The sequence below is a fragment of the Pseudomonas sp. S2_B07 genome, from assembly GCF_054668435.1.
Map to the genome: position 1 here is coordinate 4736454 of NZ_CP162769.1, position 21339 is coordinate 4757792.

At 59.9% G+C, this 21339-nt stretch carries 23 protein-coding genes, 2 pseudogenes and 1 riboswitch; of the genes and pseudogenes, 12 read left to right on the top strand and 13 right to left on the bottom strand.

From position 1 onward, the window contains the following. Nucleotides 1-113 precede the first annotated feature (113 nt). Nucleotides 114-329: a TIGR02450 family Trp-rich protein gene (locus tag AB4N43_RS21810; RefSeq protein ID WP_059182167.1), complete on the bottom strand. Its 216-nt coding sequence runs from the start codon at nt 327-329 to the stop codon at nt 114-116. Then, a complete protein-coding gene (locus tag AB4N43_RS21815) occupies nt 326-1312 on the bottom strand; it encodes an NAD(P)/FAD-dependent oxidoreductase (RefSeq protein ID WP_027925968.1) in 987 nt (328 codons plus the stop codon). Before AB4N43_RS21815 ends, AB4N43_RS21810 begins: the two co-directional genes overlap by 4 nt. Nucleotides 1313-1508: 196 nt before the next feature. Between AB4N43_RS21815 and AB4N43_RS21820 the strand changes: the two genes are divergently transcribed. Together AB4N43_RS21820 and hemH are read left to right on the top strand one after the other, a co-directional pair. Beyond that, nucleotides 1509-2411, top strand: a complete 903-nt coding sequence (locus AB4N43_RS21820) for a TIGR01777 family oxidoreductase (protein WP_194940621.1) — start codon at nt 1509-1511, stop codon at nt 2409-2411. Between the two features lie 13 nt (nt 2412-2424). Then, nucleotides 2425-3450: a ferrochelatase gene (hemH, locus tag AB4N43_RS21825; protein WP_027925970.1), complete on the top strand. Its 1026-nt coding sequence runs from the start codon at nt 2425-2427 to the stop codon at nt 3448-3450. Nucleotides 3451-3582: 132 nt separating this feature from the next. On the opposite strand, the gene AB4N43_RS21830 is transcribed toward hemH, so the two are convergent. Beyond that, a complete protein-coding gene (locus AB4N43_RS21830; protein WP_027925971.1) occupies nt 3583-4857 on the bottom strand; it encodes a uracil-xanthine permease family protein in 1275 nt (424 codons plus the stop codon). A gap of 2 nt (nt 4858-4859) precedes the next feature. Beyond that, nucleotides 4860-5498, bottom strand: coding sequence for a uracil phosphoribosyltransferase (gene upp / locus AB4N43_RS21835; RefSeq protein WP_027925972.1), 639 nt, complete (start codon nt 5496-5498; stop codon nt 4860-4862). Between the two features lie 164 nt (nt 5499-5662). Between upp and AB4N43_RS21840 the strand changes: the two genes are divergently transcribed. Continuing rightward, complete coding sequence (locus AB4N43_RS21840) at nt 5663-6220, top strand: hypoxanthine-guanine phosphoribosyltransferase (RefSeq protein ID WP_027925973.1); 558 nt, start codon at nt 5663-5665, stop codon at nt 6218-6220. Between the two features lie 3 nt (nt 6221-6223). After that, nucleotides 6224-6697, top strand: a complete 474-nt coding sequence (locus tag AB4N43_RS21845; protein WP_027925974.1) for a WbuC family cupin fold metalloprotein — start codon at nt 6224-6226, stop codon at nt 6695-6697. A 9-nt stretch (nt 6698-6706) separates the two neighbouring features. Here AB4N43_RS21845 and dauA read toward each other — a convergent pair. Next, nucleotides 6707-8435: pseudogene (dauA, locus tag AB4N43_RS21850) on the bottom strand (C4-dicarboxylic acid transporter DauA). A 151-nt stretch (nt 8436-8586) separates the two neighbouring features. Between dauA and AB4N43_RS21855 the strand changes: the two are divergent. Further along, nucleotides 8587-9072 carry a hypothetical protein gene (locus AB4N43_RS21855; RefSeq protein ID WP_027925976.1) on the top strand — a complete coding sequence of 162 codons (486 nt, stop codon included), beginning with the start codon at nt 8587-8589 and terminating at the stop codon, nt 9070-9072. 63 nt (nt 9073-9135) lie between these two features. Beyond that, nucleotides 9136-9423, top strand: a complete 288-nt coding sequence (locus tag AB4N43_RS21860; protein WP_027925977.1) for a PA4642 family protein — start codon at nt 9136-9138, stop codon at nt 9421-9423. Between the two features lie 94 nt (nt 9424-9517). Here AB4N43_RS21860 and mqo read toward each other — a convergent pair whose 3' ends face one another. Then, entirely contained in the window at nt 9518-11026 is a 1509-nt protein-coding gene (gene mqo, locus AB4N43_RS21865; protein WP_027925978.1) for a malate dehydrogenase (quinone), read from the bottom strand. A 738-nt stretch (nt 11027-11764) separates the two neighbouring features. After that, the gene (locus AB4N43_RS21870) at nt 11765-11998 is read right to left on the bottom strand and encodes a hypothetical protein (RefSeq protein ID WP_027925979.1); all 234 of its coding nucleotides are present in this window, start codon (nt 11996-11998) and stop codon (nt 11765-11767) included. Nucleotides 11999-12202: 204 nt separating this feature from the next. On the opposite strand from AB4N43_RS21870, the gene AB4N43_RS21875 reads away from it, so the two are divergent. Further along, complete coding sequence (locus AB4N43_RS21875) at nt 12203-12787, top strand: YajG family lipoprotein (RefSeq protein WP_027925980.1); 585 nt, start codon at nt 12203-12205, stop codon at nt 12785-12787. A gap of 178 nt (nt 12788-12965) precedes the next feature. Here the strand turns inward: AB4N43_RS21875 and AB4N43_RS21880 are convergent, their stop codons facing one another. Continuing rightward, nucleotides 12966-13172 (bottom strand): hypothetical protein, encoded by a 207-nt coding sequence (locus AB4N43_RS21880; RefSeq protein ID WP_027925981.1) that lies wholly within the window; start codon nt 13170-13172, stop codon nt 12966-12968. A 194-nt stretch (nt 13173-13366) separates the two neighbouring features. Here AB4N43_RS21880 and AB4N43_RS21885 point away from each other — a divergent pair, with 194 nt between their 5' ends. Further along, nucleotides 13367-13645, top strand: a complete 279-nt coding sequence (locus tag AB4N43_RS21885) for a hypothetical protein (RefSeq protein ID WP_027925982.1) — start codon at nt 13367-13369, stop codon at nt 13643-13645. Nucleotides 13646-13709: 64 nt separating this feature from the next. On the opposite strand, the gene AB4N43_RS21890 is transcribed toward AB4N43_RS21885, so the two are convergent. Further along, nucleotides 13710-14873: a 1-acyl-sn-glycerol-3-phosphate acyltransferase gene (locus AB4N43_RS21890; protein ID WP_172825929.1), complete on the bottom strand. Its 1164-nt coding sequence runs from the start codon at nt 14871-14873 to the stop codon at nt 13710-13712. Nucleotides 14874-15015: 142 nt separating this feature from the next. Between AB4N43_RS21890 and AB4N43_RS21895 the strand changes: the two genes are divergently transcribed. The 3 genes from AB4N43_RS21895 to AB4N43_RS21905 are packed head-to-tail and all read left to right on the top strand — an operon-like array spanning nt 15016 to nt 16127. Then, a complete protein-coding gene (locus AB4N43_RS21895) occupies nt 15016-15198 on the top strand; it encodes a CPXCG motif-containing cysteine-rich protein (protein WP_020799766.1) in 183 nt (60 codons plus the stop codon). A gap of 9 nt (nt 15199-15207) precedes the next feature. Next, nucleotides 15208-15468, top strand: coding sequence for a putative signal transducing protein (locus AB4N43_RS21900; protein WP_027925984.1), 261 nt, complete (start codon nt 15208-15210; stop codon nt 15466-15468). A 35-nt stretch (nt 15469-15503) separates the two neighbouring features. Then, nucleotides 15504-16127, top strand: a complete 624-nt coding sequence (locus AB4N43_RS21905) for an SOS response-associated peptidase (RefSeq protein WP_027925985.1) — start codon at nt 15504-15506, stop codon at nt 16125-16127. A gap of 36 nt (nt 16128-16163) precedes the next feature. Here AB4N43_RS21905 and AB4N43_RS21910 read toward each other — a convergent pair whose 3' ends face one another. Continuing rightward, nucleotides 16164-17006: a methyl-accepting chemotaxis protein gene (locus AB4N43_RS21910; RefSeq protein ID WP_370654477.1), complete on the bottom strand. Its 843-nt coding sequence runs from the start codon at nt 17004-17006 to the stop codon at nt 16164-16166. A 60-nt stretch (nt 17007-17066) separates the two neighbouring features. Continuing rightward, a pseudogene (locus AB4N43_RS21915) lies at nt 17067-18305 on the bottom strand (cache domain-containing protein); the annotation flags it as partial. A gap of 213 nt (nt 18306-18518) precedes the next feature. On the opposite strand from AB4N43_RS21915, the gene AB4N43_RS21920 reads away from it, so the two are divergent. After that, nucleotides 18519-19334, top strand: a complete 816-nt coding sequence (locus tag AB4N43_RS21920; RefSeq protein WP_027925987.1) for a M48 family metallopeptidase — start codon at nt 18519-18521, stop codon at nt 19332-19334. Nucleotides 19335-19479: 145 nt separating this feature from the next. On the opposite strand, the gene AB4N43_RS21925 is transcribed toward AB4N43_RS21920, so the two are convergent. Next, entirely contained in the window at nt 19480-20061 is a 582-nt protein-coding gene (locus tag AB4N43_RS21925) for a TMEM165/GDT1 family protein (RefSeq protein ID WP_027925988.1), read from the bottom strand. 92 nt (nt 20062-20153) lie between these two features. Further along, nucleotides 20154-20278, bottom strand: a riboswitch (yybP-ykoY riboswitch). A gap of 40 nt (nt 20279-20318) precedes the next feature. Beyond that, nucleotides 20319-21317: a class I SAM-dependent methyltransferase gene (locus tag AB4N43_RS21930; RefSeq protein WP_027925989.1), complete on the bottom strand. Its 999-nt coding sequence runs from the start codon at nt 21315-21317 to the stop codon at nt 20319-20321. Nucleotides 21318-21339: the final 22 nt, after the last annotated feature.

Sequence of the window (21339 nt, forward strand, 5' to 3'; positions counted from 1 at the left end):
TCTGTACAACATAATCTCCATCATAGATTCAAAGATGTACAAGTCAAATTTTTTGTATAGGTTTTATCGTCGCCCAGGCGACCCCTGTGGGAGCGAGCTCACTTCCATCGGTTCTACTTCCAGCCCAAATGCCAGGTGTCGCTGTTCTTGAGGGTTCGCCAATCGAGGCGTTCACTGCGCTTGGTCAGCACCGCCTGCAACTCGACTTCCAGCACCGTGCCTTCCTCGTCACGGAATACCTCGGTCACCAGAAAGTGTTTTTCGCGGTGTTGCGGATGGGCTGCTGTCCACTTCGACAGCAGCAATTTATCGGGATTGATGCCGTTCACTGCAGGTGCTCATGCAGTCGGCGAGCGGCTTCCTGGCCACTGAGCCAAGCGCCTTCAACCCGCCCGGACAGGCACCAGTCGCCGCATACGTAAAGGCCCAGGTCGGCATCGGCGAGCGCGCCCCATTCGTGGCTGCTGGCGGGGCGGGCATAGAGCCAGCGGTGGGCGAGGCTGAAGCTCGGGGCGGGCATGGAATCGTGCAGCAACTCAGCGAACGCACCGTGCAGCTGCTCGATCACCGCTTCCTTGGACAGGTCGATGTGTTGGCGGCTCCAGGCGCTGGTCGCATGCAGTACCCACGTATCCATGGTGTTGTCACGCCCCGGCTTGCTGCGGTTGCGGGCCAGCCAGTCGAGTGGGCTGTCCTGCACGAAGCAGCCCTCCATGGGGGTCTCCAGCGGCGTTTCGAATGCCAGGGCGACGGCCCAGGTCGGGTCCATCTTTACCCCGGCGGCAGCCCCGGCCAGCTTCGATGCCGCAGCCAGCAATGCGGTGGCTTGAGGCGCTGGCGTGGCGATCACCACATGACTGAACGGACCGTGAGTGAAGCCTTCGGCGTCCTGCAAGTGCCAGTGCTCTTCACCGCGATAGACCTCGGTGATCCGGCAAGCAAACTGCACTTGCAGATCGCCGAGCAGGCCTCTCGTGATGGCGCTCATGCGCGGCGTGCCGACCCAGCGGGTCTGTTCGTCCGGCGACAGGTTGAGCTGGCCACCGTGGTAGGTATAGAGCTGTGGCGTCCATTCAGCGACCCAGCCGTTGGCTTGCCAACGCTGAACCTCGGTGACGAAGCGCCGGTCGCGGGCAGTGAAATATTGCGCGCCCATGTCCAGAGCACCCGCATCGCTGCGTTTGCTCGACATGCGTCCGCCACTGCCGCGGCTTTTATCGAAAAGTTGAACGACATGCCCTGCGTCAGTCAGGGCCTGAGCGGCTGAGAGCCCGGCGATGCCGGTGCCGATGATTGCGATAGGTACAGTCATAGGGGCCTCGTTTACCTTTCTGTACAGACTACGCTGTGGGTCAAACCTGTACAATATTGTTTTTTGGTATAACTTCTAGCGTTCTCGATCTGACAGCTTGGCCTATTGTTAAACACAGGACATGCCCGATACCAAAGATCCCTGCTTATAAAAATAGACTAGTGATCAGGGTTAAACGCCACGCGAGGAAGAAGTCATGCACATATTGCTGACCGGCGGTACTGGTTTGATAGGACGTCAGCTCTGCAGACACTGGTTGAGTCAGGGGCACAGCCTGACGGTCTGGAGTCGCAAGCCAGAAAAAGTCGCGAAAATCTGCGGCTCTCAAGTGAAGGGTATTGCCCGGCTGGAGGACCTCGATCAGGCACCGCTGGACGCCATTATCAATCTGGCAGGCGCACCGATTGCCGATCGGCCCTGGACGCACAAGCGCAAGGCGTTGCTCTGGAGCAGCCGCATCACCCTGACGGAAACGCTGCTGGCGTGGCTCGAAAAACGCGAGCAAAAGCCTTCGCTGTTGATGTCCGGTTCTGCGGTGGGCTGGTATGGCGATGGAGGGGAGCGTGAGCTGACCGAGGCATCGCCCCCGGTCATCGATGATTTCGCCAGCCAGTTGTGCGTCGCCTGGGAAGAAACCGCCCAGCGTGCCGAAGCCTTGGGGTTGCGTGTCGTGCTGATTCGTACCGGGTTGGTGTTGTCGGCCGAGGGCGGCTTTTTGTCGCGGCTGTTGCTGCCGTTCAAACTGGGGCTGGGCGGGCCGATCGGTAGCGGTCGGCAGTGGATGCCATGGATTCATATCAACGATCAAATCGCCCTGATTGATTTTCTTCTGCATCAGAATGACGCTAGCGGTCCTTATAATGCCTGCGCGCCAAAACCGGTGCGCAATCGCGAATTTGCCAAGACGTTGGGCAGCGTGCTGCACCGCCCGGCGTTCATGCCCATGCCAGCCCTGGCGTTGAAAGTGGGGCTTGGCGAGTTGTCGTTGTTGTTGCTGGGTGGGCAGAAGGCCCTGCCGGTTCGCGCGCTGGACGCGGGTTTCACTTTCCAGTTCACCGATTTGCGCGCGGCCCTGGACGACCTGTCCAGCCGCCTTTGAAATAGGACGTTGCATGACCGATCACGCATTGCTTCTGGTTAACCTGGGTTCACCGGCCTCCACCTCGGTGGCGGATGTGCGCAGCTACCTCAATCAATTTTTGATGGACCCGTATGTGATCGACCTGCCATGGCCGGTGCGACGCTTGCTGGTGTCGCTGATCCTGATCAAACGCCCGGAGCAGTCAGCCCACGCCTACGCGTCGATCTGGTGGGAGGAGGGCTCTCCCCTGGTGGTACTCAGCCGTCGCCTGCAACAGGCCATGACTGCCCAGTGGAGCCATGGGCCGGTAGAGCTGGCGATGCGCTACGGTGAGCCGTCGATTGAGACGAAACTGGTTCAGCTGGCCGCCCAGGGCCACAAAAAAATCACGCTCGCTCCGCTTTATCCTCAGTTCGCCGACAGCACCGTGACGACGGTGATTGAGGAAGCCAGGCGGGTAGTGCGTGAGAAGCAGCTCGACGTACAGTTTTCGGTTCTCCAGCCTTTTTACGATCAACCGGAATACCTCGACGCGTTGGTCGCCAGCGCGAAGCCTTATTTGCAGCAGGATTACGATCACCTGTTGCTGAGCTTCCACGGTTTGCCGGAGCGGCACCTGACCAAGATCGACCCTACCGGCCATCATTGCTTCAAAAGCGATAATTGCTGCCAGAACGCTTCGCCAGAAGTATTGGCGACCTGCTACCGCGCCCAATGCCTGCGTACTGCCTCCGAGTTTGCCAAACGGCTGGGGCTGCCGGACGGTAAATGGTCAGTGTCGTTTCAGTCGCGTTTGGGCCGGGCGAAATGGATCGAACCCTACACCGAAGCGCGCCTCGATGAGCTGGCGGGAATGGGCGTGAAGAAGGTGCTAGTGATGTGCCCCGCGTTCGTTGCCGATTGCATCGAGACGCTTGAGGAAATCGGTGATCGCGGGAAGGAATTGTTCCGCGAGGCGGGGGGCGAGGAATTGGTGCTGGTACCTTGCCTCAACGATGATCCGCAGTGGGCGCGGGCGTTGAGTGCCTTGTGTGAAAGGGCGCCGTTGGCGTTGTAAGAAGACAAACTGTGGCGAGGGAGCTTGCTCCCGTTTGAGTGCGCAGCACTCACAAAATCTTCATTAACTGCGAGATTTTGGGGCCGCTTCGCGACCCAGCGGGAGCAAGCTCCCTCGCCACAGGATCAGCTGTTACAGAAGCGGCTCATCCGCCTTCTTGTGCTTCCAGCTGTCATTCCCCGGCAGCAACAGGTTCAGCGCAATCGCCACCACCGCGCACAGCGCGATGCCTTTGAGGCCGAAGTCGTCCGGGCCAGTCCCGGTGCCGACCAGCACACCGCCAATCCCGAACACCAGGGTCACCGACACAATCACCAGATTGCGCGCTTCGCCCAGATCGATCTTGTGGCGAATCAGCGTGTTCATGCCCACGGCCGCAATCGAACCGAACAACAGGCAGAGAATCCCGCCCATCACCGGCACCGGAATGCTTTGCAACAGCGCGCCGAACTTGCCGATGAACGCCAGGCTGATGGCGAAGATCGCCGCCCAGGTCATGATTTTCGGGTTGTAGTTCTTGGTCAGCATCACCGCGCCCGTCACTTCGGCGTACGTGGTGTTGGGTGGACCGCCGAACAGGCCGGCTGCGGTGGTGGCAATGCCATCGCCGAGCAGGGTGCGGTGCAGGCCGGGCTTCTTCAGGTAATCGCGGCCGGTCACGCTACCGACGGCAATCACGCCGCCGATGTGCTCGATGGCCGGGGCCAACGCTACCGGAACGATGAACAGAATCGCCTGCCAGTTGAACTCCGGCGCGGTGAAGTGCGGAATCGCAAACCACGGGGCCGCGGCAATCTTCGCGGTATCCACGACGCCGAAATAGAAGGCCATGGCAAAACCGACCAGCACGCCGGAAATGATCGGCACCAGGCGGAAAATGCCTTTGCCGAACACCGCAACGATCAGGGTGGTCAGCAGCGCCGGCATCGAGATCAGCATCGCCGTCTGGTAATGAATCAGCTCAGTGCCGTCGCCGGCCTTGCCCATTGCCATGTTGGCGGCAATCGGCGCCATGGCCAGGCCGATGGAGATGATCACCGGACCAATCACCACCGGTGGCAGCAAGCGGTCGATGAACCCGGTGCCTTTGATCTTCACGGCCAGTCCGAGAAAGGTGTAGACGAAACCGGCCGCCATCACGCCGCCCATGGTCGCGGCGAGGCCGAATTGGCCCTTGGCGAGAATGATCGGGGTGATGAAGGCAAAGCTCGACGCCAGGAACACCGGCACCTGACGCCCGGTGACGATCTGAAACAGAATCGTCCCCAGGCCCGCAGTGAACAACGCGACGTTCGGGTCGAGGCCGGTAATCAGCGGCATCAACACCAGGGCGCCGAAGGCCACGAACAGCATCTGTGCACCCGACAGCACCGTGCGCCAGAGCGGATCGTTGAACTCTTGCTGCATGCTCAAGCGTCCTTCTGCTTGGTGCCGAAGATTTTGTCACCGGCATCGCCCAGGCCCGGAATGATGTAACCGTGTTCGTTCAGTTTTTCATCAATGGAGGCGGTGTAGATGGTCACGTCCGGGTGAGCCTTCTCCACGGCGGCGATGCCTTCCGGCGCGGCGACCAGCACCATGGCGCGGATGTCGCGGCAGCCGGCTTTTTTCAGCAGGTCGATGGTGGCGACCATGGAGCTGCCGGTAGCGAGCATCGGGTCGATGATCATCGCCAGGCGCTCGTTGATTTCCGGGACCAGTTTTTCCAGGTAGGTGTGGGCCTGCAGGGTCTGTTCGTTGCGGGCTACGCCCACGGCGCTGACCTTGGCGCCCGGGATCAGGCTCAGCACGCCTTCGAGCATGCCGATACCGGCGCGCAGGATCGGGACTACAGTAATCTTCTTGCCGGCGATTTTCTCGACCGACACGGTGCCGCACCAGCCTTCAATGTCGTAGGCTTCCAGCGGCAGGTCTTTGGTGGCTTCATAGGTCAGCAGGGCGCCGACTTCCTGAGCGAGCTCACGGAAATTCTTGGTGCTGATATCTGCACGGCGCATGAGGCCAAGTTTATGACGGATCAGCGGGTGGCGGATCTCGAGGATGGGCATGGGAAAGGCTCCGGCGGCGGGCAAAAAAACCGGCCTAGATTAATCTATCCGAGGGTGTTGTCCTATAGACATACAGTACGTTAGTCCACAAACGCTTGATCTGGCCGTGCGGGATGCGTACCTTTGCCCGCTTTTCCTGTCCGCCACCCCCCTTGGAGAGCGCCATGTCCGCTGATCTCGAGCATATCCGTCAAATCATGCGAGAGGCTGACTGCCTGTACACCGAAGCTGAAGTCGAGGCGGCCATCGCCCGCGTCGGTGCACAAATCAACGATCAACTGGCGGATTCCAACCCGGTGGTGTTCTGTGTGATGAACGGCGGCCTGATTTTCTCCGGCAAGCTGCTGACGCACCTGCACTTCCCGCTGGAAGCTTCTTACCTGCACGCCACCCGCTATCGCAACGAAACCAGCGGCGGCGACCTGTTCTGGAAAGCCAAGCCGGAAGTGTCGTTCATCGATCGTGACGTGCTGATCATCGACGACATCCTCGATGAAGGTCACACCCTGGGCGCGATCATCGACTTCTGCAAACACGCCGGCGCGCGCAAAGTGCACACCGCCGTGCTGATCGACAAGGACCACGACCGCAAGGCTCGTCCGGACCTGAAAGCCGATTTCGTCGGCCTGCCGTGCATCGACCGTTACATTTTCGGTTACGGCATGGACTACAAGGGTTACTGGCGTAATGCCAACGGAATTTTTGCTGTTAAAGGGATGTAATCATTGGCCACGCCGAGCTTTCTTGATCAAACGTTATTCACCGAATTGGCCGAGAAAGCTGCGGACAATCCGCGCGGGCGCCAGCATCACAACTTTCATCGGATGGAGGAACCGTGCCATCGCATGGCCGTGGGTTTGCAGCCAAGTACGTATATTCCCCCTCATCGGCATCTGAGTGATGACAAGGCGGAAACGCTGTTGGTGCTGCGGGGGCGTCTCGGTCTGTTGATTTTTGATGAGTCTGGAGGCGTTATCCACACGCGCGTTCTGCAAGCGGCTGGCGAATCGGTGGGCGTCGATCTTCCTCACGGCGTGTTTCATGGTCTGGTCGTGCTGGAAGCCGACAGCGTGATGTTCGAGTGCAAAGCCGGCCCTTATCGGCCGGTCGGTGAAGGTGAGCTTGCTCCGTGGGCACCGCGTGAAGGCGAGCCGGGTGTGGCCGAGTATCAGGCGTGGATGCGCGCGCAGTTTGATTGAGCCGTACCCTCAATTTTCCCCGGCCAGCCAGCGTTCGCTTTTGCGACGAGCCTGTTCCAGGTTGTTCACGTAGGCCAGCTTACGCTGTTCCCGATGGATGCCCGCGCGCCTGAGCTTCAGGCGCACCCGTGGAGCGGTCGCCACCAGAATCAGGCCGATGCCGTCCGTGCGGTAATCCCTCAGGATATTGTCGAAGGCCGCCAGCGCCGTCATGTCCAGCATCGGCACGGCGCTCATCTCGACGATCACCACTTTGACCTCCGGGTTGAATTTGCGTAGCACCCCCAGGGCTTTTTCAGCCGCGCCGAAGAACAGTGGCCCGCGTATCGCATAGCAGCGAACATGCTCCGGCATGTCCTGCAGGGCCTGATGGTAGGCGGGGGGGAGTTCGGCGGTGTCGGTGAGGTCGCTCATGCGCTTGATGAATAACCCGGCGGCCAGCAGCAGGCCGACGGCGACGGCCATCACCATGTCGAACAACACCGTCAGGCTCAGGCAGGTCAGCAAGACCAGCACATCGCTGCGAGGCGCGATGCGCGATGCGCAAGGTATGCAGCACGTGGCGGGCCTCGCTCATGTTCCATGCCACCATTATCAGCAACGCGGCCAGTGCAGCCATCGGCAGGTAGCTGAAAAGCGGTGCGAGGACGAGTATTGCCATCAGCACCACTGCGCTGTGAATAATGGCGGCCAGTGGCGAAAAGGCTCCGCTGCGCACGTTGGTGGCACTTCGGGCAATGGCTGCTGTGGCAGTAATGCCGCCGAACAGCGGTGCGATCAGGTTGCCCAGGCCCTGGCCCAGCAGTTCTGCGTTGGGGTCGTGTTTGCTGCCGGTCATGCCATCTGTCACCACCGCACACAATAAGGATTCGATAGCGCCGAGCATGGCAATGGCGAACGCCGGCGCCATCAATTGGCGGATCAAGTCATAAGAAAGGTGCAGAGGTTGGCCGTCGGGACCGGGCAGATTCCACGGCCAATCAAAGCGTGGCAGGAACGGCGGAATGCCGGGATGGCTGACGCCCTCGACCATGTAGCTGAAACGTTCACCCAATGTCGCCACCGCCATCCCGTTGTGCTCCAGCGCCAACCCCAGGAGCGCGCCGACGGTCAGCGCTATCAGATGCCCCGGAATCCTCGGCACCCACTTTGGCCAGACAATAAGAACTGCCAGGCATGTGATGCCGATGATCCCGTCCCCTGGCCGGGCGCTGGGCAACGCCAGAATCAACACGCCCAGCTGTTCGACGTAGTGTTCTGCATGGCCGGCGGTGTTCAGGCCCAGCAAATCCTTCAATTGCAGGGTGGCAATGACAATGCCGATCCCGGCGGTAAAGCCCAGGGTGACCGGATAAGGAATGTACTGAATCAACCGCCCGGCTCGAATCAGCCCCAGGGCAATGAGGATGATGCCGGCGAGCAGGGTGCAGAGCAGCAGGCCGCCCAGGCCATATTGTTGGGTGATGGGCAGCAGAATGACCACGAACGCGGCGGTCGGCCCGCTGACATTGAAACGCGAACCGCCTGTCAGGGCGATCAGGGGCGCAGCGATCAGTACCGTATACAACCCTTGCTGGGGCGGGACACCGACGGCAATCGCCAGGGCCATGGCCAGCGGGATGGCGATAATCCCTACCGTTAACCCGGCACTGATGTCGCCACGTAAGCGTCTGAGGGTATAGCCGGCGCGCCAGGTCTGACGCCAGGCCGCGAACAACGGGAGTACGGAGAACGTCATGAACACTTCCTAGAAGGCGATGCACTGTTGAACGACGGCTGAAAGCTCGTCCAGCATGGCCAGCCTGTTACTGCGAAGTATTGACCTATATCGCCAAATCACACGGTTGATCCTCATGCTAGAGTATCCGGCCTCGCCTTCGGAGCTCGTGATGAGCCTTTTGATCCGCAGCTGTGCCGCCCTGTTGTTGAGCCTCAGCCTGCCTCTGGCGGCCGCGCCGGCGCCGATGCATGCGCAGTTTTTACCGCCCGACGACCTGACCCTGCGCGACGCGGAGCCTGAGCAGCAACAGCTGTTGCAGGTCACCGAGTATTCAGTGGTGATCGGCAGTCAGCGTCAGTCCAATCAACAGCCGATTCCGGTCACGTCACCGGTGATGATCCGCCTCAAGGGCAAATCCTTGAATAAGGGCGCGAGCATCAGCCAGGTACTGGTCAACTTCGATGGCGAAAGCAAAAGCCTGAAAAAGCCGATCTACGACGACAAAAGCAAAACCCTGACGCTGTTTTACCCGATGGCGCAGTACCGTGTGGTAATCGACTTGTTGCGCAATGACACGGTGTATTGCCAGTTCCTGAGCTATGCCAACGGCCATGTCTGGGCTGATCTGCATACCGGTGCTGTTCGTCCGCGTTGAGCCTTGTGCCCGGGCAGGGGTAAACTGCCCGCCCCGTGTAATGTCTGCGAGCTGGAGTCGGCAATGCGTAAAGATAAGAAACAAGTGATTGGTGACGAGATCGGCGACGAGCAGATCAAGTTGTTCCTCGATTTCGAGCCAGTCGACGCCACTTCGCCGTCGCTGCACAAGTTGATCAAGGCTTACCGCGGCCTGCGCATCGATGACTTCGAGCGTTTTCTGACGTTTTTCGTCGAGGCTGGCCTGGACCTGGACGGTAAGGATGAGCACGGCAATGACTTCGTCGCCCTGATCAAGGATCAGCGCAACGCGGCCGACTACATCGAGCTGATCGCCAAGGCCCGCGGTTAAACTGTTGCCCTGAATAACCCGGATCATCCGTTTCCGCGGCCATAAAAAAACGCCCCGCTCTCACTGAGAACGGGGCGTTTTTTATGGGGCCGAATCAAGCGTAGCTTTCGGTCTCATTACTGGCTTCAACCAGTTCCAGCGCGACGTTGTTGTGCGCATTGATCTTGCGATACAGCGCTGCGTCGGTCTCCAGAACCTTTTCCCGAGCCGGGAAGATTTCCGCCAGTTTGGCCGCCCACTCACCAGACGCTTTGGTCGGGAAGCATTTTTCGATCAGCTCAAGCATGATCGAAACCGTCACCGAAGCACCTGGGGAAGCGCCAAGCAGTGCTGCAAGGGAACCGTCCTTGGCCGCGACCAGTTCGGTACCGAACTGCAGGACGCCGCCCTTTTTCGGGTCTTTCTTGATGATCTGAACCCGTTGGCCGGCCACTTCCAGGCGCCAGTCTTCGGCTTTCGCTTCCGGGTAGAAGCGACGCAGGGATTCCAGACGCTGTTCCATCGATTGCATCACTTCGCTGACCAGGTACTTGGTCAGGTCCATGTTGTTTTTCGCCACGGCCAGCATCGGACCGATGTTGCCGGCGCGAACCGACATCGGCAGGTCCATGAAGGAACCGTGCTTGAGGAACTTGGTGGTGAACCCGGCGTAAGGTCCGAACAACAGGGACTTGCTGCCATCGACGACACGGGTGTCCAGGTGCGGCACAGACATCGGTGGCGAACCCACGGCGGCCTGGCTGTACACCTTGGCCTGGTGGTGCTTGACCACTTCCGGGTTGTCGCAACGCAGCCATTGGCCACTGATCGGGAAGCCGCCGAAGCCTTTGCTTTCTTCGATACCCGAAGCCTGCAACAGCGGCAATGCCGCGCCGCCAGCGCCGAGGAAGACGAATTTCGCGTCGACGTCACGGGTGTTGCCGCTGTTGACGTCCTTGATGCTGACAGTCCAGCCGCCGTTGTTGCGCTTCAGGCCGGTCACGCGCTTGCAGTACTTGACCTGTGCGTCGGGCGCGCTGGTCAGGTGCTTGAGCAGTTGATTGGTCAGGGCGCCGAAGTTGACGTCTGTGCCATTCATCACGCGGGTTGCAGCGACGACTTCGTCGGCCGGACGGCCCGGCATCATCAGCGGCATCCAGTCGGCCATCTTGGCTTTGTCTTCGGTGTATTCCATGTCCGCGAAGGCGTGGTGCTTGCTCAGCACCTTGAAGCGTTCCTTGAGGAAGGAAACGCCGCTGTCACCTTGCACGAAGCTCAGGTGCGGCACCGGGCTGATGAACGACTTGCAGGAGCCGAACGTGCCTTTCTTGGTCAGGTAGGACCAGAACTGCTTCGACACCTCGAACTGAGTGTTGATGTGCACGGCTTTCTTGATGTCGACGGTGCCATCAGCCGCCTGTGGCGTGTAGTTGAGCTCACACAGCCCGGCGTGACCGGTACCGGCGTTGTTCCACGGGTTGGAACTCTCCGCAGCACCGGAATCCATCAGCTCGACGACTTCCAGCTTGATCGCGGGGTCGAGCTCTTTGAGCAGTACCGCCAGGGTGGCACTCATGATGCCGGCCCCAACCAGTACTACGTCGACTGCTTCGTTATGCGCCATTTAACGCGTCTCCAAAATCTGCAGCACCAAATTGTCGGCATGGCTGCCAGGCGTTCCGGGGCGTGTCAGTGAGGCCCCTGGTACTCATGGTCAGTATCGCCATGTCCGAATCTTCGCAATTTTTTGCAACTTCGACGGACGCTACCGGCCGGGTCAATGAGGTCTATGAACTCATTTGAACGCGCGACTGGCAATTCGACTTATGGTCGATACATCCGTTTGTGCAACCAAATCCGTAGCGGACAGGCTTCAGGCTCCGGTATTCGAGGAACGCTCGGTCCTGTGTCGTTGGGCTGTTTCAGACGCTAATGGTGCATGTTCAGACGCAAAACTATTCATTTGCTCGCCACACTCTTGTGAAGTTGTGAAAACCCGTTTTTTTCACGCTCTTTTGAAGACGTGAACCTCAAAAAAGGGCTGTCCCAGCCTGGCACCGTGCCCGGATGGATTGCCGTCATGGGGTACATGGCAGGCAAAACGGGCAAACAGCTCAGTGACCGAGCGTAATGACAGCTCTGCAGATTCGCGAAAAGCGGGGTTTTTGCTCAGGGAACAGCAAGCGCGCCAGCTTCACTCGATCTGTGTGGGCGGCTCTCTGTGGGCGGTGCGGGGTGTCAATACCAAGGCATTGACGATGCTGCGAGGCCCGATCAGGAGACGTCCTTATAATCGGGGGGAGATTGTATCTAAGAAACGCAGGGAAATGGACGTGTTTAATGACTTTTATTAGGCGTTCGGTCAGGTGGTCAACAGATGTTGCACCCGTGCGCGTGGCTGGCGGGTGCTCACGCGGGCGCTAGGGGGCAGAGGCTGATGCAGCCAGTTGAGGCGGATTTCTTCGATTTCGACCCAGCTATCGCCCATCGGCTGGAGGCTGCACTGCTTGAACGCCTGGCAATGACCATTGCTGTCGAGCAGGGCAAAGCAACGGTGCAACGGGCGTGGCGCGAACAATGAGATGAGGTAGCGCATGGCGAAGTACCTGATGGGGGACTGCAGTGGAGTTTGCCCACTAGCCGTTACGTGCCAGTGTATGAGCGATGACAGATGTGTGACAGGAACCGCTTTCCCAAGGGTTTGTCAGACATTTCAGTATTGATTGAAGGCCACTGGTTCGCCGCAGTGGCCCACCGCTATACTGCAAGCCTGTTTGTGCCTGATTCTGGAGAGAAGCGCATGTTGCAACGCCTGTTGTTCGGTTTAATCACTGTGACCAGTTTGACCCTCGTCGGCTGCGCCCACAGCCCGCAACAACTGAACCCTGAGCCCAAGCTGACCACTCAGCTGGCGCCGGTCGGCCATGGCCAGCCAGTGGTGGTGCGCGTGGTCGACGGTCGTCCGTCGCCAACGCTGGGCACGCGCGGCGGCCTGTACCCGGAAACCAGCGCGATCACCGTGCAGGGCGCACAGATTCTGCCGAAGCTGCAGGCGCAGGCCGAAGCGGCCGTGCGGTTGCTGGGCTTTACCCCGACCAACAATGCACCGAACGCACCGCAAATCACCGTGACCCTGGCCGAGCTGAAATATCAGTCGCCTAAAGAAGGCATGTACGTGACTGAAGCGACCATCGGCGCGACCTTTCGCTCCGATGTGCAGAACGCCAATCGTCGTTACAGCGGTCGTTACGGCGCATCCCTGGACCAGCGTTTCGGCATGGCACCGAACCAGGAAACCAACACCAAGCTGGTCAGCGATGTGTTGAGTGATGCGTTGACGCGTCTGTTCAAGGATCCGACCGTGGGTCAGGTTCTCGGCGAGTAACTTTTCGCCAGAATCAAAAAAGCCCGGAGCCAGCAATGGCCCCGGGCTTTTTCATTTATGCCTACGTCACCGAACAACGGTGGGAGCCTGCTCGCGAAAGCGGAGAGTCAGTCAAAGTCGATGTCGACTGACGCGACGCCTTCGCGAGCAGGCTCGTTCCTACAAGGAATGTGTTGTGTCAGGCGGCTTCGGAGTAGAAGTCCAGCACACTCACTCCGGTCAACAAATCCGCTTCCGGCAAATCCGCATGTTGATGCCCGCCCAGCGCGCAATACACCAGCCAGTGGCGGTCCTGAACATTGAAGGCGAGGCTTCCCACAAGGTTTTGTTGTTCGTCGCTCGGGGAGATGAGGTACAGGCGATCCTGGTTTTCAGCGTGAAGCATGACGATATCCATGTCTGTTTTCGAGGTGCGGGAGACTGACGGATTCAGATGACGAAGCTGTGACTCAAGTCAGGAATCTGCCAAATGGTCAGTTATTTGTCGTAAAGCGGGTGCAGGAGGGGAGGCTTTCGGTAGAATCCGCGCCGCAGTCGTCGGTTCGGCGCCTGCCACACCTGTTTTGTTTGAGGTCCGTGATGTCGCTGCATTTGATGACGCTGTTTACCGCCCATCCCGCCAAACTGGTCAATCTGCTGGCCTTGCTGCTGGCCTTCCCCGGCAGTTGGCTGCTGCACGCCACTCGTCGCCGCGAACAGCGCGCCATGGCCAGTATCGTGTCCCAGCGCCAGCGCCAGCCCAACGTCGAGCCGACCCTGGATTGGGCGACCTTGCGCATGAACCGCTTTTTCTATCGTTTCGGTTTCGCCTGCCTGGGATTGGCGTTGCTGGTGTCGTGGATCAGCACGCGGGTCTGACAGCAAAAACTGCAGCAATGAAAACGGCGCCCTAGGGCGCCGTTGTCGTATCCAGTCGGAAGCCTTACAGCGGCAACCCGGCCTTCACCCGGTACTGATTGCGCACCGGCGTCGCATATTGCAGCACCAGGAACGGACGATGTTCCTCGGGGCAGCCCTCAAGGCGCTTGTTCCATTCTTCCTGCGCCTTGGCCAGTTCGTCGGCCGCAAATACTTCAGACGCTTTGGGCACCTGCAATTGTGGGTCGGCGTCTTTCCATTGGGCGTAGGCCAGGTAATGCACCGGGAACAGGCGATAGCCACCGAGAATTTGCTTGTCCATCTCGATCGCCAATTGCTTGGTGTCTTCGAACAGCTCGGTGATCGGCGCGGCGAAGTTCACGTGGACCCGGCCCTTGTAGCCGGTGATGCCCTTGGCAATGCTCACATCGTCCTCGCCCGGCACTTTGGTGTAGCTGCCGGTGGTGGCGCGGATGAACAACTCGCGGGCCTTAGCCTGATCGCACGGGTCGTATTCATAGCTGATCGACACAGGGGTGAGGTTCAGCGACTGAATGACTTCGCCGAATGGCTCGTCCTTGCGGCTCATGTGGAACATCTTGAGGATGGCCGATTCGGTGCGGTCGTCGCCGTCCTTCGCCCGGCCTTCAGCCTGGGCGATCCAGATCGAGGCGCAATCGTTGCGGATCGAGTGATTGATGTAGGCCGACAGCAGTTGATAGGCCGCCATCTTCTCGCGGCGACCGGTGATCGAGCGGTGCACGATGAAGCTCTTGTTCAGGCGCATCAGGTCGCTGACGAACGGCTTTTGCAGCAAGTTGTCGCCAATCGCGATGCGCGGTGTCGGCAGGCCGGCGTGGTACACGGCGTAGTTGACGAAGGCCGGGTCCATCACGATGTCGCGGTGGTTGGCGATGAACAGGTAGGCGCTGCCGGACTTGAACTGCTCGACGCCGGTGTAGGTGACACCGTCTGTGGCGCGCTCGATGGTGTGGTCGACGTACATCTCGACCTTGTCCTGCAATGTGGCCACCGAATGCACGCCAGCGAACTCGCGACGCAGCCGATGAGCTATAAGAGGTTTGAGCATCCAGCCGAAAGCACCGGCAAAACGCGGGAAGCGGAAGTGGGTGAGGATATCTAGAAACGCCTTGTCGCCAAGCAACCTGTCCAGTACCGCTGGGACTTCGCTGTCGTCGTAAGGTCGGATGGCATCGAATTCGCCCATCATGCTCTCTTGTTAGAAACGGCTAGGGTAAGTAAAGGTTTTGATCAAAAACCGGCAGGGCACGGTCTGAAAAAATAGCCAGACAAAAATAGCCCTGCAAATAGACCGGCGATTATACGCACAAGTCACCTGGGAGACCGCGATGCTGGAAAGCGCACTGTATGAATGTCCGTATTGTGGTGAAGAGGTCGAGACGACGGTGGACCTGTCCGGCGGCGATCAGACCTACATCGAGGACTGTCAGGTGTGTTGTCGGCCGATCACGTTCGTATTGCAGGTTCATGGCGAAGACTGGTTTCTGGAAGTCTTCAGCGAGAACGAATGAGGGGCGCCCATGCAGCGGATCTACGAGCCGGAAAACCTGATGGAAGGTGAATTGCTGCAAGGCATGCTCGCCAGCGAAGGCATCGAGGCGCACCTGGTGGGCCGCGACTTGCTGGGCGGCTCGGGCGAGTTGCCGATTTTCGGCCTGCTCGGGTTGTCCGTCGATAACGACCAGGCCGAATACGCCCGTGAGCTGATCACCGCGTACAATGCCGCGCTGCCGCTGCCCGGCGATGAACCGGAAAGCTTTCCCGGCACGCTGGTCTGTTAGGCTGACGTTCGTTTTATTCAGAGTCGTGTTGCCCCATGTGTGGACGTTATGCCTTGTTTCGCTGGAACCCCGCCTTCGCGGCCCTGCCCGGTTTCCCTGCCGATCAGCAGGCCCAGTGGAATATTTCCCCCAACGATTCGGTGTTGATGCTGCGTGCCGGTGCAGACGGTCAGCGTGAACTGGCCCGCGCCCGTTGGGGCCTGACACCACCATGGCTGACCGACCTGTCCCGCACCCCGGCCCATGCCCGGGCTGAAACCGTCGCCGAGCAACCGATGTTTCGCCAGGCCTTTCGCGAGCGCCGTTGCCTGCTACCAGCCAATGGTTTCTATGAATGGCGCGGCACTACGCGCAAACGCCCGTACTGGCTGACGCCGGGGGAGGGCTCTTCGTTGTTTTTTGCGGCGATCTGGGAAGCGTACCCGGTGCAGGAGCAGGTGTGGTTGAGCACGGCGGTGATCACGCAGCCGGCGGCGAGTCAGCGTCGGCCGTTGATTCTGGACGAGGCGGGGCAGGCGGCGTGGCTGGATCCGGAGACGCCGTTGCATACCTTGCAGGCCTTGCTGGCCAGCGAACCGGCGGCGTTGCGCGAGCGGGTGCTGGCGAATCTGGTGAATGATCCGAAGCTGAATGCGCCGGAGTGTTTGACCCCGGGTTGATTGATCGTTCCCACGCGTGGGAACGATCACTGCACACTAAACCTTGAACTGGTTGATCAACCGCCGCTGCTGTTCAGCCAGCTTGGTCAGGTCCGCACTCGCCGCGCTCGATTCATCTGCCCCGCCAGCCACTTCATTGGCCACTTGCCCAATGTTGATCACGTTGCGGTTAATGTCATCCGCCACCGCGCTCTGTTCCTCGGCCGCACTGGCAATCTGCGTGTTCATGTCGTTGATCACCGACACCGCCTGAGTAATCGTCTCCAGCGCCTCGGCGGCTTTCGCCGCGTGCTGCACGCTTTCGTCGGTACGGTTCTGGCTGTCCTCCATGACTCGCACCACGTCGCGGGTGCCTTGTTGCAGTTGCTGGATCATGGTCTGGATTTCTTCGGTGGCCTTCTGGGTTTTCTGCGCCAGGTTGCGCACTTCATCGGCCACCACCGCAAAACCACGGCCCTGTTCACCGGCACGGGCCGCTTCGATGGCCGCGTTCAAGGCCAGCAGGTTGGTCTGCTCGGCGATCCCGCGAATGGCCGTGAGGATCGCGTTGATGTTTTCGCTGTCCTTGGCCAGGGTTTGCACCACACCCACAGCCTTGCCGATTTCTATTGCCAGCACGCCAATCGAATTCGAGGTGTCCCGCACGATCTGCATGCCCTGCGCCGCCGCCTGGTCGGCATGGCTGGCGGCTTGCGCGGCCTGGGTTGCATTGCGCGCCACGTCCTGGGCGGTGGCGGTCATTTCATGCACCGCCGTCGCCACCTGATCGATCTCGGCCATTTGCTTCTGCACGCCGATGTTGGTGCGGATGGCGATGTCGGCGGTGTGTTCCGACGAATCGCTGACACTCTGCACCGACGTCACGACCTGGGTGATCATCGCCTGCAACTTGGCGAGGAATGTGTTGAAGCCTTTGGCAATCGAGCCCAGTTCGTCAGCGCGATCACTGGTCAGGCGGCGCGTCAGGTCGCCTTCGCCTTTGGCAATGTCATCGAGCATCGCCACCATCTGCTTGAGTGGCCGGGCAATGCCGTGGCCCACCAGCCAGATCACCAGCAAGCCGATACCGGCGATCAACAAACCGACCATGGCCATGCCGAAGGTGTCGGATTTGCGCTGTGCATTCAGGTCACCCTGGAGTTTTTGCAGGTCGGCCATCACCGCATTCAGTGGCAATTGCAGCATCAGGGTCCAGCGCGCGTCGGTCTGGCCGATACCGAACGGCAGGTACAACTCGATCCGGTCGTGGGCCTTGTCGACGGTGTAGGTCACTTCGCCATGCTTGAGGTTGCCCATGTTGGCGATCTGCTGGCTGTCGAGGATGTCGCTGACCTTCTCGCCGAATTTGCTCGGGTCCTTGGTGTAGGCCACGATCCGGCCGTTACCGCCGATCAACGCCATTTCCCCTGCACCGCTGTACAGTTTCTGGTTCGCGCCCAGGAGCATTTCCTGAATGAAGTTTACCGACAGGTCGGCACCGACGATGCCCTGGAAGGCGCCGTTGAGCATGATCGGTTCAATAAAGGAGGCGAGCATGACGACTTTATCGCCGACCTTGTAAGGCGCCGGATCGATCACGCAGGATTTTTTGGTTTCCTTGGAACACAGGTAGTACTCGCTGGCGCGCACACCGGTGGACAGGGTTTTCTGGTCGTCGACGTCCACCAGCTTGTCCAGGCCGAGGGTGCCATCATCGTTGCGGAACCACCACGGCAGGAAGCGCCCGTTGCTGGCGTCGATGCCGGTCACTTTGGTGTCGACGTAGGCGGCATCGTTGTGGTCGAGAGCGTTCTTTTCCCAGCCGATATAGGTGCCGAGGATCTTCGGGTTCTTGGCCACGTTTTCCTTGATCAGACTGATCAACTGCTCGCGGCTCACATTCAGCAGCGGCTGGCCGTCGGGCCCCTGCGTGCCGATCAAGGCGTTGACCCGCACCAGCCCGCCAGCGATCAGCAGGGGGGCTTCGAGTTCACGCTGGATCTGGCTGACCTGGGTTTGCGCCAGCGACGTCAGGCGCTGTTCGATGACTTGCTCGAATTGCGCCTGGGTCCGTTGCTGGACCATGTCTTGCGTCCGGGCGCCGGAGAACAACGCGTACAGCACCAGTGCGGCGACTACGCTAAGTACGATGGCGCCAGCGAGGGCGGCCACGGAAAACTGGATCGACTTGAATTTCATGGGTGCTCCGCACGCAAGAGGACGTCTGCGCTGGTGTATCGGCAGCGGGGCGGACAGCCATGAGCGGGGGCAGGTGAAATGACTGTTTTGGACGTGCCCGTGTCGCAATCAGAAAGGTGCCGAACCTTTGTGCGGCAAGGCAGTCAGTGCTGTATGAATTTTTTGCTACTGCCGTCGTCCCGAGTCGGGTGACGGCTTTATGGGAGTGCCGTGATGAACAAGTCTCTGGTGGCGTGCGTGTTGGGGTCGGCCTTGCTGCTGAACGGCTGCGAGACCGTCAACACGACCAGTGCAGGTGAAGTCGGTGTGGTGCGCCAGCAACACATGACCACCTTGTTGTCGAGTGAACAGGTCAATCAGGCTTACGCGCAGGACTACAAGCAGACCGTGGGGGATGCGACCAACAAAAACATCCTCGACAAGACCAGTACCGAGGCCGCGCGTGTTCAAGCAATTGCCGATCGGCTCATCGCCCAGGCGCCGACGTTTCGCCCGGATGCGGCGCAATGGCAGTGGGAGGTCAACCTGATCAAAAATGATGAGCTCAACGCCAACTGCGGTCCTGGCGGCAAGATCATTGTGTACACCGGGCTGATCGAGAAACTGCAACTGACTGACGACGAACTGGCCGCGGTGATGGGGCATGAAATCGCCCACGCCTTGCGCGAGCACGGCCGTGAAGCGTTATCCAAATCCTATGGCGTGAATCTGATGCAACAGTTGGCCATAGCGGCGGGTGCGCCGGCAGCGATTGTCGAGGTGGGGAATAACGGCGTGAACCTGTTGATGACCTTGCCCAACAGCCGCACCAATGAAAACGAAGCCGACCTGATCGGTCTGGAGCTGGCGGCACGTGCGGGTTACAACCCGAATGCGGCGATTACCCTGTGGGAAAAAATGAGCAAGGCGGACGAAGGGGCTCCACCGGAGTTTCTCAGCACTCACCCTTCGTCCAGCAGTCGGACCGCGGCGTTGCAAGGGGCGATTCCGAAGGTGATGCCGTTGTACGAGAACGCGCGTAAATCCTGATGTTTTTGCATTGCCGGTGAGGGCCTCATCGCGAGCCGGCTCACTCCTACATTGGTTTTGTGATCGACACTAACCCTGTAGCAGTGAGCCGGCTCCGGGCGGCGTTCCGATGACGAACGATATCGCGGTCTACCGACCTGCCGGGTTAAACCCAACCGCTGCTCTGCATCGCCTTGTACACCGCAACAATCGCCAGGATGAAGAACGCCGACGCCGCCAGTCGACGGATCAGGGTCAATGGCAATTTGTCCGCCGCAAAGTTACCGGCCAGCACCACCGGCACGTTGGCAATCAACATGCCCGCAGTGGTGCCGATGATGACCAGCCACAGATCCGGGTATTGCGCCGCCAGCATCACGGTGGCGACCTGGGTCTTGTCACCCATTTCCGCCAGGAAAAACGCAATCAGCGTGGTCAGGAAAGGCCCGAACTTGCGCGCGGTGCTGACGTCATCGTCCATCTTGTCCGGCACCAGGGTCCACAACGCGGTCGCGGTGAAGCTGGCGGCCAGGATCCAGTGCAATGTCGCATTCGAGAAGAAGCTGCCGAACCAGGCACCGACGGCACCGGCGGCGGCGTGGTTGGCCAGGGTCGCGGCGACGATGCCGGCGATGATTGGCCATGGCTTGCGGAAGCGGGCAGCGAGAATGAGCGCGAGCAGTTGCGTCTTGTCGCCGATTTCGGCCAAGGCAACGATTGCGGTCGGAACGAGAAGTGAATCCAGCATCATCAGGGTTTTTCCTAAGGGGCGGGTCGACACGGCTATGACACGTACAGCCTTCCCGCCCCGGGTAAGGTGTTCGTGTCATAGGTCTTGTCAAACCCTGCGTACCGTCTGATGCGGACGCTTGGGTCGCATACGCCATGGTCTGAGGACCAAGTATGTTGACGTATGCCGGACGAGCATGGCGCTCGTGGGAGACTACTCCCCTAGGACGGAGCGGATTCTGCCTAGGCAAAATCCGTTAGGCAAGCACTTATTTGTCAGCCGCGTTTGGCCCGGTAGATTCGGAAACCCTGTCCCTCGGCCTTGATTGCACACACGCCGAGGTGCTCTTCGATCAGTGGTTGGTACTTCAGGAAGCTGTTGGCGACCAGCCGCAGCTCGCCGCCGTTTTTCAGATGTTTGGCCGCTTTTCGCAGCAAGTTCTCTGTAGCGAAGTAATCGGTATGGACCCCGACATGGAACGGCGGGTTGCTCAAAATCGCACTCAAACCCATCGGTGCAGCGTCGATCCCGTCGCCGGTAATCACCTCGGCTTCCAGACCATTGGCCGCCAGGGTCAGGCGACTGCTGGCCGCGGCAAACGCATCGACGTCGAGCAAGGTCACCTGATTGTGCGGATAACGACGCTTCACCGCCGCGCCCAACACGCCCGCGCCGCAACCGAAGTCCAGCAAGTGGCCGCTCGGCAGCTTGTCCAGATGCTCCAGCAGCAGTGCGCTGCCGCGATCCAGCCGACCGTGGCTGAACACGCCCGGCAGGCTGATGACTTTCAATGGCCCTTCAGCCAGTGGCAGTTCATAGGTCTGCGCTAGGCTTTCCAGCGACTTGGCTTCTGGCGCGTTGGCCACGGTGACCAACCAGAGCTGGCAATGACGGGCGCTGTCGAGTTTGCGCGGCTTGCCGAACGGGTTCAGTTGTTTGGCGGCGCCTTCGATGCCGCTGCGTTTTTCACCGACCAGATACAGTTCACGGCCGGCCAGGCGCGAGGCGAGGGCGTTGAGGATGTAATCGGTCAGGTCCTTGGACTTGGGCAAAAACACCACGGCGGTTTCAAACGCACGCTCGGGGGCGTTCACACCAAAATGGCTGCGCTCGGCGAAACGGGCGTCCAGCGCGGCCTGGTCGCCGGCGTGCCAGCACCAACCATGGGCAGCGGGCAGTCGGCCCAGCAGATCGTCGGCGGGCAAACCGGCCAACAACACCGAACCCTGGAATAACTCGGGCTGACGAAGCAGTACTTCACTGCGCGGATCCATACTCTGCTCCTTGAAAAAAGTG